Source organism: Streptomyces sp. NPDC047515, from assembly GCF_040643055.1.
Classification (GTDB): Bacteria; Actinomycetota; Actinomycetes; order Streptomycetales; family Streptomycetaceae; genus Streptomyces.
This window is the reverse complement of record NZ_JBEYTM010000035.1, coordinates 1-13883: the sequence shown is the minus strand read 5'-3', so window position 1 is coordinate 13883 and position 13883 is coordinate 1. Positions and strand designations below refer to the sequence as shown.

Below are 13883 nucleotides of genomic sequence, written 5' to 3'. Positions count from 1 at the left end.
AACTAGTGGGGCGCGGAGTGCCGGAACTCGTACTGGAATTGAATGGCAGGACCTGGACGCTCGATCCGTCCAGGTCGTACAGCTTGGGCCGCGATCCGCAGGGGGACCTGACGATCGACGACGCCAGGGTGTCGTGGCGGCATGCCACGATCAGCTGGGGGGGCCGGAGTTGGTTCATCGAGGACCACGGCAGCACCAACGGCACCTATGTGCAGGGGCGGCGCATCCAACAGCTGGAAATAGGGCCCGGCTCCGCCGTGCATCTGGGCAATGCCACTGACGGACCGCGGCTGAGCATCTCTGCCGCCGCGGGTGCCGATGTGTACAGCGGGCAGGCGGCGGGTACGCCGCAGGCCCCCGTCCAGCAGCCCCAGCAGGGCGGTGCCGGCTGGCCGGGTCGGCAGGCCTCCGTCCCGCAGCAGCAACAACAGCCGCAGCAGGGCTGGCAGCAGGCCCCTCAGGGCCAGCCACAGCAGCCCGCGCAGCCCCAACAGCCTCAGTTTCCGCACCAGCAGGGCAGGGCGAACACGCCCGGCGCGGGTGGGCCCGGCGGTGCCGCGGGGGCACCGTCGGTCTACGGCGACCGCAGCCCGACCACGTTCCACCAGTTCGCCCTCGGCCGTGTCATGCGCATCGGTCGTGCGCTGGAGAACGAACTGGTCGTCTCCGACCTCCAGGTCTCGCGCCACCACGCCGAGTTCCACGCGACCCCCGACGGCCGTTTCGAGATCAGTGACCTCGGATCCCACAACGGCACCTACGTCAACGGTCAGCCGCTCTCGAAGTCCGGCTCCGCGTTCATCGGCCCGAACGACGTCGTCGGTGTCGGTCACTCGACGTTCCGCCTGGTCGGCGACCGGCTGGAGGAGTTCGTCGACATCGGCGAGGTCTCCTTCTCCGCCCGCCACCTCACGGTGACGGTCGACGGCGGGAAGCAGATCCTCAAGGACGTGTCCTTCGGCGTCCCGGAGAAGTCGCTCGTCGCGGTCATCGGCCCGTCGGGCTCCGGCAAGTCCACCCTGCTCAAGGCGCTCACCGGCTACCGGCCCGCCAACCAGGGCGACGTCCTCTACGACAACCGGAACCTGTACAAGCAGTTCGCCCAGCTGCGCCAGCGCATCGGTCTGGTCCCGCAGGACGACATCCTGCACAAGGAACTCACCGTCACCAAGGCCCTCAAGTACGCGGCCAAGCTCCGCTTCCCCGCGGACACCACCGAGGCCGAGCGCGAGGCCCGGATCCTCGAAGTCCTCGCCGAGCTCAAGCTCGACATCCACAAGGACAAGAAGGTCACCTCGCTCTCCGGCGGCCAGCGCAAGCGTGTCTCCGTGGCACTGGAGCTGCTCACCAAGCCGTCGCTGATCTTCCTGGACGAGCCGACCTCCGGCCTCGACCCGGGCATGGACCGCGACGTCATGCAGCTACTGCGTGGCCTGGCCGACGACGGCCGTACAGTCCTCGTCGTCACCCACTCCGTGGCCGAGCTGGCGATCTGCGACAAGCTGCTCGTCATGGCGCCGGGCGGTTCCGTCGCCTACTTCGGCCCGCCGGAGGAGGCGCTCAACTTCTTCGGCTACACCACGTGGGCCGATGTCTTCTCCGCATTCGAGAACTACCGCGACTACGACTGGGCGGGCCGCTGGCGCGGTTCGCAGCACTACCAGATGTACGCCGCGGACATCGACGCCGTCGCCGTACAGTCCGTACACATGCCGCCCCCGCAGCAGATGCGCCCGCCCAAGCCGCAGGGCTGGACGGCTCAGCTCTTCACACTGATGCGCCGCTACATCTCGGTGATCGCGTCCGACAAGGGCTTCATGGGCCTGATGGTGATCCTGCCCGCCGTGCTCGGCATCGTCAGCGTGGTCATCCCGGCCAACTTCGGTCTGGCGCCGCCGAAGCCGCCGTCCCGGTTCAACGGGGCCGCCGGAACGATCATGCTGATCCTCGCGGTCGGCATGTGCTTCTCCGGCGCGGCCAACTCCGTCCGAGAACTGATCAAGGAACGCGTCATCTACGAACGGGAACGGGCCACCGGTCTCTCCCGTTCCGCCTATCTGATGTCCAAGGTGATCGTCCTCGGCGTGATCACGGCCTTCCAGGGCGTCATCATCTGCGGCATCGGATTCTCCACCCGTGAGCTGCCCGCAGAGGGCCTGATCATGCCGCCGGCCGTCGAGATCTGCCTGACGATCATCGCGCTCGGCTTCACCTCGATGATGTTCGGCCTGGTCATCTCCTCGCTGGTGAAGACCTCCGAGAAGACCATGCCGCTGCTCGTCATGTTCGCGATCGTCCAGGTCGTCTTCACCGGCGTCCTCTTCCAGGTGTACGGATCGCCCGGCCTGGAGCAGTTCGCCTGGCTGATGCCGTCCCGCTGGGCCATCGCCGGTGCGGGCACGACGCTCGACCTCTCGCACCTCATGGCGCCGTGGGACCCGAAGGACCCGACCGACCTGGACCCGCTGTGGGAGCACTCGGCCGGCCAGTGGGGGATCAACATCTCGGTGCTGCTGTTCCTCGGCATCATCTGCGGCATCGCGGTCGCGCAGCTGCTGCGCCGCCACGAGCCGGAGGTCATGCGCAAGTAGGCGCGTACGTCGGCACCGAACGCCGGAGGGCGGCACCCCGCGTGGGGTACCGCCCTCCGGCGTTCGGCGTATGCCGTTCGACGCACGGGCCGTCCGAGGACGTCCGGATTCGATCAGTACGCGCTGTTGACGTTGTCGATCGAGCCGTACCGGTCGGCGGCGTAGTTGGCCGAGGCGGTGATGTTGGCGACCGGGTCGTACTGGCTGAAGGCCGTACCGGCGACGTGGTACGCGTCGAACGTCGGCTTGATGATCTGCAGCAGGCCGATGGACGGAACGCCGTTCCGGGCGTTGATGTCCCAGCCGTTGATCGCGTTCGGGTTACCGCTGGACTCCCGCATGATGTTGCGGTGCAGACCGTCGTACGAGCCGGGGATGCCGTGGGCCCGCATGATGTCCAGGGACTGCCTGATCCAGCCGTCCAGGTTGTTGGCGTAGACCGGGGTGCGCGCCTCGGAGCGGCTCGCGGCCTGCGTCTCGTTGCGCTTCTTGGCGACGGCCGCGGCCTTAGCCTCGGCTTCGGCCTTGACCTTGGCAGCGGCGGCTGCCTTGGCCTTCGCCGCGGCCTCGGCCTTCTCGGCCCTGGCGAGATCGGCGGCCTTGACCAGGTTCGCGGCGGTGGAGTGCTGCTCGATGAGGCTGGCCTGCAGCGCCTTGGCCTGGGGAGTACCGGCGGCCGACGCGAGAACCACGGGGGCGGCGGCCGCGGGGGCCTGCGCCTCGGACTTGGATTCCGCGTTGGCGGGGACGAGCGAGAACGAGAGCGAGGCGACGGCAACGGCGGAGATGCCCGCGACGGAGAGCTTCTGGGTCTTGTTCAGGCGACGACGACTGCCGGGGATGCTGGACATGGACATACAGACGTACCTCTTCGAATCGCGGGAGTCCTCACGGAGGACGAAGACGGGAAGCGGTGTTTTCGCATCTCCGTCGGGGACGAGTGCAATTCTTAGCGGCAGCAAAATTTGGTGGCAAAGGTGTGACGTACGACCCCGGATAGTGGATCGGTGCCCCGCTCGAACGTCGCGGCCCGCGCTCATGCCCATTGATGTGGCACTTACATCTCTACTAGCGAGCTTCGTAAGTGATGTGGGTCCTATGCCCGGCCTCACACCGGCCGAGTAACAAACTCACTAACCGTTGCTCAAGCAATTCGGAGTGTTAGGTTCCGTATTGGGTAACGGTAGTTGGGCGTCTCCGGACGCAGCTGATCCCGCGTCCACGCAGGCGGGCCCGGCCACGGCGGGAGCCGTAGGCCTGACCGGCCCGCACCCGGTCCGGGCTCCTGGGGGCGTCCGCGTCCGCTTGTCAGCTGCCGTCACGCCCATGTGTCCGCTGCCCTCACGCCCATATCCCTCACGCCCATACAAGGGGGCGCCCGGGGACAAGCGGCAGCCGGGCTCGACGCTCTGCGGCCACCACGGCTCCCGCGGGGCCCACCGGACCTGCGGGGGATCGCGACGCTCCACGGCGCGTGATCTTCCACGAACGGGATCGGTTTCGTCGCTGGACCTAGTCCCCGCGTCCTAGTCAGCGGCCGTCCGCAGGCTGATACGACGTGCCCACCCCGCCGGTACCGTGAGGTCATGAGTCATCGCCCACCGTCGGGCCTCGCAGCGGTGAGTGCCGCGCTGCTCGCCATGAGCCGGCACCTGGAAGTACGCGACGTCCTCAAGACGATCGTCGCCTCGGCCCGCGAGCTGCTGGACGCCGAGTACGCGGCCCTGGGCGTCCCCGACGACCACGGCGGCTTCGCCCAGTTCGTCGTCGACGGCGTCAGCGACGAACAGTGGAAGGCCATCGGCCCCCTGCCCCGGCAGCACGGCATCCTCGCCGCGATGCTCCACGAGGCGAGGCCCGAGCGTCTCGCCGACGTCCGAAAGGATCCCCGCTTCGAGGGCTGGCCCGCGGCCCACCCCGACATGTCCGACTTCCTCGGCCTCCCCATCCGGGACGGCGACGAGATCATCGGCGCGCTCTTCCTCGCCAACAAGCGCTGCCCCAAGCCGGAAGGCAGCTGCGGGTTCACCGCAGAGGACGAGGAGCTGCTGGCGATCCTCGCCCAGCACGCGGCGATCGCCCTCACCAACGCCCGGCTGTACGAGCGGAGCCGTGAGCTCACCATCGCCGAGGAACGGTCCCGGCTCGCCCATGAGCTGCACGACGCGGTCAGCCAGAAGCTGTTCTCGCTGCGGCTCACCGCACAGGCCGCCACCGCCCTGGTCGACCGGGATCCGGCCCGCGCCAAGGGCGAGCTGCACCAGGTCGCCGCGCTCGCCGCGGAAGCGGTGGACGAGCTGCGCGCCGCCGTCGTCGAACTGCGCCCCGCCGCGCTGGACGAGGACGGCCTCATCGCCACACTCCGTACCCAGATCCAGGTCCTGGACCGGGCCCACACGGCCCGGGTCACCTTCGAGAGCCTGGGCGTGCGGGCCCTGCCCGCCGCCCAGGAGGAAGCGCTGCTCCGGGTCTCCCAGGAGGCCCTGCACAACGCACTGCGCCACTCGGGCGCCGAGCACGTCGATGTCACGCTGGCCCGGCACGGCGGCGGCACGCTGCTCCGGATCACCGACGACGGCAGCGGATTCGAACCCATGGCGACCCGGCAGGCAGGCCGGCACCTGGGCCTGGTGTCGATGCGGGACCGCGCGAGCGGGGTCGGCGGAAGACTCACCGTTGAATCGGCGCCCGGCAAGGGCACCATGATCGAGATGGAGGTACCCGGTGGCTGACCGGATCATCAGGGTGCTGCTGGTCGACGACCACCAGGTGGTCCGCCGCGGTCTGCGTACGTTCCTGGAGGTCCAGGACGACATCGAAGTGGTCGGCGAGGCTTCCGACGGCGCCGAAGGGGTGGCGAGGACGGAGGAGCTCCGCCCCGACGTCGTCCTGATGGACATCAAGATGCCCGGCACCGACGGGATCGAGGCCCTGCGCAAGCTCCGCGAGCTGGAGAATCCGGCCAAGGTCCTCATCGTCACCAGCTTCACCGAGCAGCGCACCGTGGTCCCCGCTCTGCGCGCCGGAGCCTCCGGTTACGTGTACAAGGACGTCGACCCGGACGCCCTGGCCGGCGCCATCCGCTCGGTGCACGCGGGCCACGTCCTGCTCCAGCCCGAGGTCGCGGGAGCCCTGCTCGCCCAGGACGACGCGGGCAGCGGTACGGGCCGGGGGAGCTCCCTCACCGAACGGGAACGGGAAGTACTGGGCCTGATCGCAGACGGCCGTTCCAACCGGGAGATCGCGCGCGCACTGGTCCTCTCCGAGAAGACCGTCAAGACACACGTCTCGAACATCCTGATGAAGCTGGATCTCGCGGACCGGACGCAGGCCGCCCTCTGGGCCGTCCGGCACGGGGCGGCGGGCTGAGCGGCACCGAAACGGACCGTCTTCCTACGGTGGGAGATTCATACTGTCGGGTGTATGTCACCCGGACGGCGCAACCCGTTCGACTCCGAGGCGTTCTCCAGGGTGCTGCGGCGGCTGGCCGCAGCCACGCTAGGAGGATCCTGAAGTGAAGAACCTGAAGAAGGCCGCTGCCGTCACCGCTATCGCCGGTGGACTCATCGCCGCCGGCGCCGGCGCGGCCTCCGCCACCGGCCACGGCGCGGGCGCCCACGGCGCCGCGACCCACTCCCCGGGCGTGGTCAGCGGCAACGTCGTCCAGGTCCCGGTACACGTCCCGGTGAACGTGGTGGGCAACACCGTCAACGTGATCGGCCTGCTCAACCCGGCCTTCGGCAACCTCGGCCTGAACGGCTGACCGGCCTCACCGCCCTGTGCCGCCGGACGGGCGCATCGAGCCCGTCCGGCGGCACCCCCGCCGACACCGGAGGTCCGCTCGGGCACAAGGGGCCCAAGCCCGTCCGGCGATCGAGCGCATGGCGCTCCGGCCGGCCCCGGGTCTCGGGGCAACGAGACGCCCGGCCGCGCTTGCGAGCCCTACCGCTCGCGCTCCTCCACATAAGCGTTGTACGCGGCAACCTGCGCCCGCCGAGCGACCCGCTCCACCGGTCGCAGCGCCTCCCCCCGGGCCGCGATCTCCGACGCGCTCACCGCCCCGCCGTGCCCGTTCTCGTACGCCACCGAGATCAGCAGCCCGACGCGCTGCGCCAGCTCCAGCACCCGCACCGCCCGCGGCGGATACCCCGGAGCCAGCACCTCGCGCCCCCGCTCCACCCGCGCCCGGTACGCGTCCACCGCCGCCTCCGCCACCGGCCCGGAACCGGCCACGTCCAACCGCGACAGCACCGCCGTCGCATCCCGCAACGCCTCGGCCAGCTCCCGCTCCGCCTCACCCAGCGACGGCACATCGGCCGGCGGCGCCTCCCGCACCGGCAGACACCGCCACACCACCTCGACGTGCAGATCCCCTGCCGGGCCCACCTCGTACACCTCGGGCACCAGCCCGTACGGCGCACCGACGGTGACCACCGCCTCCTCGGCCTCCAACGCCCGCGCGTTGAAGTCCGGCGGACCGCTCAGCCCCAGCGGATGCCCGGGGGCCGGCAGCGCGACCCGGAAGCCGGTCACCCCCAGACGCCGCAACCGTCCGAGCGCCAGCGTGAGCCCCACCGGCCCCGCCTCACCCGGCAGTCCCTCCACACGGTGCACCGCGTCCTCCGCGACGATGGCGAGCGCCGCGTCGTCCGGGGACACGAGTCCCGCGAGAAGTGCGTTTCCCCAAGCGGCCAGCAGCCCTGAGCGTGGTTCCGAAAGCATGGCAACAGCCTAGGGAACGGAGCGGGGGCCTGTCGTCACACGGGCCCAGCGCCTGGCGTACTCTCGTGGTGGCGTAGATTTCCCTGGGAGCTGTGCCCACAGGCACGCGACGATCTCGACACTGCATGGGGAGACAACGCGCCATGAGCGATGTACTGGAGCTGGTGGACGTATCCGTGGTCCGCGACGGACGCGCTCTGGTGGACGACGTCTCCTGGCAGGTCAAGGAGGGGGAGCGCTGGGTCATCCTCGGCCCGAACGGCGCCGGCAAGACCACCCTCCTCAACATCGCGTCCAGCTACCTCTTCCCGAGCACCGGCTCCGCAAGGATCCTCGGCGAACAACTCGGCGGGGTCGGCACCGACGTCTTCGAGCTCCGCCCCCGCATCGGCATCGCGGGCATCGCCATGGCCGAGAAACTGCCCAGGCGCCAGACCGTCCTGCAGACGGTGCTCACCGCCGCGTACGGCATGACCGCCACCTGGCACGAGAACTACGAAGCCGTCGACGAGGAGCGCGCCCGTGCCTTCCTCGACCGGCTCGGCATGACCGAGTACCTCGACCGGAAGTTCGGCACCCTCTCCGAGGGCGAGCGCAAGCGCACCCTGATCGCCCGCGCCATGATGACCGACCCCGAACTGCTGCTCCTGGACGAGCCCGCGGCGGGACTCGACCTCGGTGGCCGCGAGGACCTGGTCCGCCGTCTCGGCCGCCTCGCCCGTGACCCGTACGCCCCCTCCATGATCATGGTCACCCACCATGTCGAGGAGATCGCCCCCGGCTTCACCCACGTCCTGATGATCCGCCAGGGCAAGGTGCTCGCCGCCGGCCCCATGGAGACCGAGCTCACCTCCCGCAACCTCTCCCTCTGCTTCGGCCTGCCGCTCGTCGTCGAGCACACCGGCGACCGCTACACGGCCCACGGACTTCCGCTCTCCTAGGACGGCACGGCCCGGTACGGCCGGCCGACGGTCTCCACGGGCGACGTTGCGCCCGCCCTGCTGCGCCCTGTCCGCGAGGGCACCCGCGGTCCTACCATGACCACGTGGACATCGAAGCGTGGGTGTGGTGGCTGATCGGTGCGGTGGGACTGGGCATCCCGCTCGTCCTGACCGCGATGCCCGAATTCGGCATGTTCGCCGTCGGGGCGGTCGCCGCAGCGGTCGTCGCGGCACTCGGCGGCGGCATCGTGGCCCAAGTGCTGGTCTTCGTCGTGGTCTCCGTGGCGCTCATCGCCGTGGTCCGCCCGATCGCCACCAGACACCGCGCGGACCGGCCTCAACTCGCCACCGGAATAGATGCATTGAAGGGTCGTCAGGCAGTCGTCCTGGAACGGGTCGACGGCAGCGGCGGCCGGATCAAGCTGGCCGGAGAGGTCTGGTCCGCCCGCGCACTCGACGGGGACCAGAGCTTCGATCCGGGCCAACAGGTCGATGTCGTCGACATCGATGGAGCCACAGCAGTCGTCATGTGACCGAACCACCCACACGACAGCGCACGTTCTGTCAGACTCGAAGTCGATCATCATGAGATCGGGGCCGTCGGGACATACGGCCCCTCCCACGAACTCGACCTCGATCATCGCGATCCGTCGGCAACCGAAGGGCAACGAGGAACACGATGCAACCGATCATCATCGTTCTGATCATTCTGGTGGTGCTCGTCTTCATCGCCCTGATCAAGACGATCCAGGTCATCCCACAGGCCAGCGCCGCCATCGTGGAGCGCTTCGGCCGCTACACCCGCACGCTCAACGCGGGGCTGAACATCGTCGTTCCCTTCATCGACTCCATCAGGAACCGCATCGACCTCCGTGAACAGGTCGTCCCGTTCCCGCCCCAGCCGGTGATCACCCAGGACAACCTGGTCGTCAACATCGACACCGTCATCTATTACCAGGTGACCGACGCGAGGGCCGCGACCTACGAAGTCGCCAGCTACATCCAGGCGATCGAGCAGCTCACCGTCACCACCCTGCGCAACATCATCGGCGGCATGGACCTGGAGCGGACCCTGACCTCCCGCGAGGAGATCAACGCAGCCCTCCGCGGCGTCCTCGACGAGGCCACCGGCAAGTGGGGCATCCGCGTCAACCGCGTCGAACTCAAGGCGATCGAACCGCCCACCTCCATCCAGGACTCGATGGAGAAGCAGATGCGCGCCGACCGCGACAAGCGCGCCGCGATCCTCCAGGCCGAAGGAACCCGGCAGTCCGCGATCCTCACCGCCGAGGGCGAGAAGCAGTCCGCGATCCTGCGCGCCGAAGGTGAGGCCAAGGCCTCGGCCCTGCGCGCGGAGGGCGAGGCCCAGGCCATCCGTACGGTCTTCGAGTCCATCCACGCCGGCGACCCGGACCAGAAGCTCCTCTCGTATCAGTACCTCCAGATGCTCCCGAAGATCGCCGAGGGCGATGCCAACAAGCTCTGGATCGTGCCCAGCGAGATCGGCGACGCGCTCAAGGGCCTCAGCGGCGCCTTCGGCAACCTCGGCTCCGGCGTCCCCGGATTCGACACCGGCAAGGAACGCCGGGAACAACCCCCGGTTGACTGACGCGTACACGCCCTCGTGCATGATCAATGCACCAAGCACCGATCATGCACGGGGGATTCGCCATGACCACCTGGGAGATGCTCGCCGTCTTCGCCGCGGGCATCAGCGCGGGCACGATCAACACGATCGTCGGATCGGGAACGCTGATCACCTTTCCCGTGCTGCTCGCCACCGGTCTGCCCCCGGTCACCGCCACCGTCTCCAACGCCCTCGGCCTGATCCCCGGTTCGATCAGCGGTGCCATCGGCTACCGCAAGGAACTCGCCGGGCAGGGCCGCCGCGTCCTCAAGCTCGCGGTCGGTGCGCTGATCGGCGGCCTCACCGGCGCCACTCTTCTGCTGGCCCTGCCCTCGACGGCCTTCGAGACGATCGTGCCGATCCTGGTGGCCCTGGCCCTCGTCCTGGTCATCCTGCAACCCCGCATCAGCAAAGCCGTCCAGCGCCGACGCGAACACACCGGTACCCCCGCCCGCGCCGATGGCGGCCCGCTCCTCGTCGTCGGACTGATGCTCGCCAGCGTCTACGGCGGGTACTTCACCGCCGCCCAGGGGATCATCTATCTCTCCCTGATGGGCATGCTGCTCGACGACACGATGCAGCGCCTCAACGCCGTCAAGAACGTCCTGGCGGCCGTCGTCAACAGCATCGCCGCGCTCTTCTTCCTCTTCGTCGCGGACTTCGACTGGACGGCCGTCGCACTGATCGCGGTCGGCTCCGCGCTCGGCGGTCAGATAGGCGCCAAGGTCGGCCGCCGCCTCAGCCCGGTCGTCCTGCGCGTCCTCATCGTCATGGTCGGCACGGTCGCCATCGTCCAGCTGCTGCTCCGCTGACCCACGCAAGCCCGCCTCCGCAAGGAGACGGGCTTCCGGTACGGCAGGACGCGTACGCCGACTACGCCGCGGTACGGTCCAGCCACTCAGGCAGCGCCGACCGCTCACCGGCTCCCATCGCCAGCAGCATCGCCTCCGCCGGAGACGGCACGAAGGGCTGCCGCAGCAGCGGCATCCCCGCCTGCTCCGGGGTCCGGGCCGCCTTGCGGTGATTGTCCTCCGCGCAGGACGCCACCGTGTTGAGCCAGGTGTCCTGACCGCCCTGGGCGCGCGGCACCACATGGTCGACGGTGTTCGCCCGCCGCCCGCAGTACGCGCACCGGTGCTGGTCCCGTATCAGCACACCCCTTCTGGACCACGGGGCCTGTCTTCGGAACGGTACCCGTACGTACCGGCAGAGCCTGATCACCCGAGGCACCGGAATGTCCACGGCGGCGCCACGCATGCGGAGATCGGGATGCGACTGCTCGACGACGGCCTTGTCCTGCAGAATCAGTACCACCGCACGCTTCAGCGTGACCGTCGACAGCGGCTCGAAGCTCGCGTTCAGTACCAGCGTGTCCCGCATCTCGCCCACCTCCCGTGTGCCGCCCGCCCGCTGGCAGGCCCGGATCAACTCTGGCCGGGCAGGCCGTGATGGACAACGCAATAAAAAAATGCCCTGCCCTGATCTCTCCAGGACCAGGGCAGGGCAAACAGCGGGAGAATTCTCGGCTCACCAGGTATCAGGCGGGACCTGTGTACTCACCGATCAGCTGGGCACGTCCCAGCGTGTGGAACCGCAGATTGAATCCGACGACCGCGGGCGACACATCGCTGTCGACACCCAGCTTCTCGCTGTCCACCGCGTACACGGTGAAGACATAGCGGTGGTTCTCCCCGGCCGGCGGCGCCGCGCCGCCGAACTCCTTCGACCCGTAGTCGTTACGGACCTGTACGGCACGGGTGGGCAGCCCCTCGAACTTCCCGCTGCCCGCACCTGCCGGCAGCTCCGTGACCGAGGCCGGGATGTCGAAGACCACCCAGTGCCAGAATCCGCTGCCCGTCGGCGCGTCGGGATCGAAGCACGTCACGGCGAAGCTCTTGGTCCCGACCGGGAACCCCTCCCACCGCAGCTGCGGTGAGATGTTCCCGGCCGCGAACACCTGGGCGTCCGCCAGAACGGCACCGGGGGCGAGATCCTCGCTCACCACCGTGAAGGACGGCACCTCGGGATGGAAGTCGTGCGGCAGCGGCGCCCTCTTCGGCTCGGTCACGTCAGCACCTCTCCTGATCGCTCTACTGCTGTCAGCAGGTCTCCCACCGACCCTAGAGCCAGTTGCGCCGACCGCCGACCTCGGCGAGCCACTGATTGGGGTACGCCGCCCAGTCGGTCCCGTGGAAGTCGTTCAGCCCGACCTTGAACGTGCGGTACGAGTCGCTGCCCTCGCTGAACAGCCCGGACTTCTTGTCCATCTCCAGCACGACGTCCATCTCGCGGGCGTCCGCGACGAACGTCAGCTCGACCTGGTTCAGCCCGCGGTACTGCTGCGGCGGGACGAACTCGATCTCCTGATAGAAGGGCAGCCGCTGGCGCGTACCGCGAATGTGGCCGCGCTCCATGTCCGCACTGCGGAAGCCGAAACCGAGCTGACCGAAGGCGTCGAGAATGGCCTGCTGGACCGGCAGCGGGTGCACATTGATCGGGTCCAGGTCGCCCGAGTCCAGCGCCCGCGCGATCTCCAGCTGCGTGGTCACACCGATGTTCATGCCGTGCAGCTGGTGACCGGCGAACATCGTGATCGGCGTCTCCCAGGGAATTTCGAGCCCGAACGGCACGACGTGCACGGCACCGGCCTGCACCTCGAACGCGCCGCCGAGCCGAAGCGTGGTGAACTCGATGTCCTGCTTGGTCTCGGTGTCCTGGCCCTCGACCTCGACCCGGGCCTGCAGACCGACGGAGAGCCCCTCGATCCGCTGATCCACGGATCCGCCCTGGATCCGGACCTCGCCCTGGACGACCCCACCCGGTACGACATTGAGTTCGGTCAGCTCGGTCTCCACCGAGGCACCACCGGCACCCATGCTCGCGAGCAGCCGCTTGAAGCCCATGTTCACTCCTCCTTGGTCCTGACCCCTAGATACGCGTCACGACCGTGGCCGGTTCCAGGTAGCCTCGAACGCCATGATCGAGGGCCTGGACCGTACCCCGCTGACACGCGACTTCTTCGACCGCCCCGTACTGGACGTGGCACCCGACCTCCTGGGCCGCACCCTGGTACGCAGCACCCCCGAAGGCCCCATCGAACTGCGCCTCACCGAGGTGGAGGCCTACGCGGGCGAGATCGACCCGGGATCGCATGCGTTCAGAGGCCGCACCCCGCGCAACAGCGTCATGTACGGGCCGCCCGGTCACGCGTACGTGTACTTCACGTACGGGATGTGGCACTGCCTGAACCTGGTGTGCGGCCCGGAGGGCAAGGCATCCGGAGTCCTGCTGCGGGCCGGCGACATTCAGGTCGGCGCCGACCTCACCCGCAAACGTCGACTCTCGGCCCGCAATGACAAGGAACTGGCCAAAGGCCCGGCCCGACTGGCCACCGCGCTCGACGTCGACCGCGCCCTGAACGGCACCGACGCCATCGCCCACCCCGAGGCCTCGCTGTCCGTGCTGCACGGCGCCCCTCCACCCCGGGACCAGGTACGCAACGGTCCGCGCACCGGAGTGGGCGGTGACGGAGCCGCACAGCCCTGGCGTTTCTGGATCGACGGAGACCCCACGGTGAGCCCGTACCGAGCCCATGTGCCACGCCGCCGCGCAACTTGACTCGCCCATGGGAGCCACCTAATGTAGTCCGAGCCGCTTGAAACGGGCACTGCTGTCGGTACGGTCCATTGGGCCGCCCGAGCATCCCGAAGTGGCCAACCACTACCTACGATTCACCCTGGCGGGTGCGAATTCGGCATGCCGTAATTCGACCCCATCGACTCGATTATGAGTCGCCAAGGAAATCGACTAATGTAGTGGACACGCCGAAAGGCAAGGCCACTCCAAAGGCCACCGGAATTCAAATTCGAACCGGAAACGGTAAGAAAAGAGTCTGGTAAGGTTGGAATCGCCGGAAAGGGAAACGCGAAAGCGTGGAACTGGAAAGCGGCCCCGCTTCGACCGGGAATCGGACACGAAAGAGTCTGATAGAGTCGGAAACGC

At 68.6% G+C, this 13883-nt stretch carries 14 protein-coding genes; 9 read left to right on the top strand and 5 right to left on the bottom strand.

Features of this window, described 5'->3' with window-relative positions:
• The first annotated feature begins 5 nt into the window (after positions 1–5).
• Positions 6–2591 (top strand): FHA domain-containing protein, encoded by a 2586-nt coding sequence (locus tag ABZ826_RS25600; RefSeq protein ID WP_361452672.1) that lies wholly within the window; start codon positions 6–8, stop codon positions 2589–2591.
• Between the two features lie 113 nt (positions 2592–2704).
• Here ABZ826_RS25600 and ABZ826_RS25595 read toward each other — a convergent pair whose 3' ends face one another.
• Positions 2705–3448 carry a transglycosylase SLT domain-containing protein gene (locus tag ABZ826_RS25595; RefSeq protein WP_361452669.1) on the bottom strand — a complete coding sequence of 248 codons (744 nt, stop codon included), beginning with the start codon at positions 3446–3448 and terminating at the stop codon, positions 2705–2707.
• A 729-nt stretch (positions 3449–4177) separates the two neighbouring features.
• On the opposite strand from ABZ826_RS25595, the gene ABZ826_RS25590 reads away from it, so the two are divergent.
• The 3 genes from ABZ826_RS25590 to ABZ826_RS25580 all read left to right on the top strand — a co-directional run bounded on the left by ABZ826_RS25590 (position 4178) and on the right by ABZ826_RS25580 (position 6354).
• Positions 4178–5323: a GAF domain-containing sensor histidine kinase gene (locus ABZ826_RS25590; RefSeq protein ID WP_361452666.1), complete on the top strand. Its 1146-nt coding sequence runs from the start codon at positions 4178–4180 to the stop codon at positions 5321–5323.
• Positions 5316–5960, top strand: a complete 645-nt coding sequence (locus ABZ826_RS25585) for a response regulator transcription factor (RefSeq protein ID WP_361452663.1) — start codon at positions 5316–5318, stop codon at positions 5958–5960. The genes ABZ826_RS25590 and ABZ826_RS25585 overlap by 8 nt, the downstream gene beginning before the upstream one ends.
• A 145-nt stretch (positions 5961–6105) precedes the next feature.
• Positions 6106–6354: a chaplin family protein gene (locus tag ABZ826_RS25580; protein WP_361452660.1), complete on the top strand. Its 249-nt coding sequence runs from the start codon at positions 6106–6108 to the stop codon at positions 6352–6354.
• Between the two features lie 179 nt (positions 6355–6533).
• On the opposite strand, the gene ABZ826_RS25575 is transcribed toward ABZ826_RS25580, so the two are convergent.
• A complete protein-coding gene (locus tag ABZ826_RS25575; protein WP_361452657.1) occupies positions 6534–7313 on the bottom strand; it encodes a hypothetical protein in 780 nt (259 codons plus the stop codon).
• A 143-nt stretch (positions 7314–7456) separates the two neighbouring features.
• Between ABZ826_RS25575 and ABZ826_RS25570 the strand changes: the two genes are divergently transcribed.
• From ABZ826_RS25570 to ABZ826_RS25555, 4 genes are all read left to right on the top strand, one after another.
• Positions 7457–8254: an ABC transporter ATP-binding protein gene (locus ABZ826_RS25570; protein WP_361452654.1), complete on the top strand. Its 798-nt coding sequence runs from the start codon at positions 7457–7459 to the stop codon at positions 8252–8254.
• Positions 8255–8358: 104 nt separating this feature from the next.
• Positions 8359–8787, top strand: coding sequence for an NfeD family protein (locus ABZ826_RS25565; RefSeq protein ID WP_361452651.1), 429 nt, complete (start codon positions 8359–8361; stop codon positions 8785–8787).
• Positions 8788–8933: 146 nt separating this feature from the next.
• The gene (locus tag ABZ826_RS25560) at positions 8934–9863 is read left to right on the top strand and encodes an SPFH domain-containing protein (protein ID WP_361452648.1); all 930 of its coding nucleotides are present in this window, start codon (positions 8934–8936) and stop codon (positions 9861–9863) included.
• A 62-nt stretch (positions 9864–9925) separates the two neighbouring features.
• Positions 9926–10693, top strand: coding sequence for a sulfite exporter TauE/SafE family protein (locus tag ABZ826_RS25555; RefSeq protein ID WP_361452645.1), 768 nt, complete (start codon positions 9926–9928; stop codon positions 10691–10693).
• Between the two features lie 61 nt (positions 10694–10754).
• On the opposite strand, the gene ABZ826_RS25550 is transcribed toward ABZ826_RS25555, so the two are convergent.
• The 3 genes from ABZ826_RS25550 to ABZ826_RS25540 all read right to left on the bottom strand — a co-directional run bounded on the left by ABZ826_RS25550 (position 10755) and on the right by ABZ826_RS25540 (position 12784).
• Entirely contained in the window at positions 10755–11261 is a 507-nt protein-coding gene (locus tag ABZ826_RS25550; RefSeq protein WP_361452642.1) for an HNH endonuclease, read from the bottom strand.
• 157 nt (positions 11262–11418) lie between these two features.
• Positions 11419–11949, bottom strand: a complete 531-nt coding sequence (locus ABZ826_RS25545) for a YbhB/YbcL family Raf kinase inhibitor-like protein (protein ID WP_361452639.1) — start codon at positions 11947–11949, stop codon at positions 11419–11421.
• Between the two features lie 52 nt (positions 11950–12001).
• The gene (locus tag ABZ826_RS25540) at positions 12002–12784 is read right to left on the bottom strand and encodes a sporulation protein (protein ID WP_361452636.1); all 783 of its coding nucleotides are present in this window, start codon (positions 12782–12784) and stop codon (positions 12002–12004) included.
• Positions 12785–12857: 73 nt separating this feature from the next.
• Here ABZ826_RS25540 and ABZ826_RS25535 point away from each other — a divergent pair, with 73 nt between their 5' ends.
• Positions 12858–13499, top strand: a complete 642-nt coding sequence (locus ABZ826_RS25535) for a DNA-3-methyladenine glycosylase (RefSeq protein ID WP_361452633.1) — start codon at positions 12858–12860, stop codon at positions 13497–13499.
• Positions 13500–13883: the final 384 nt, after the last annotated feature.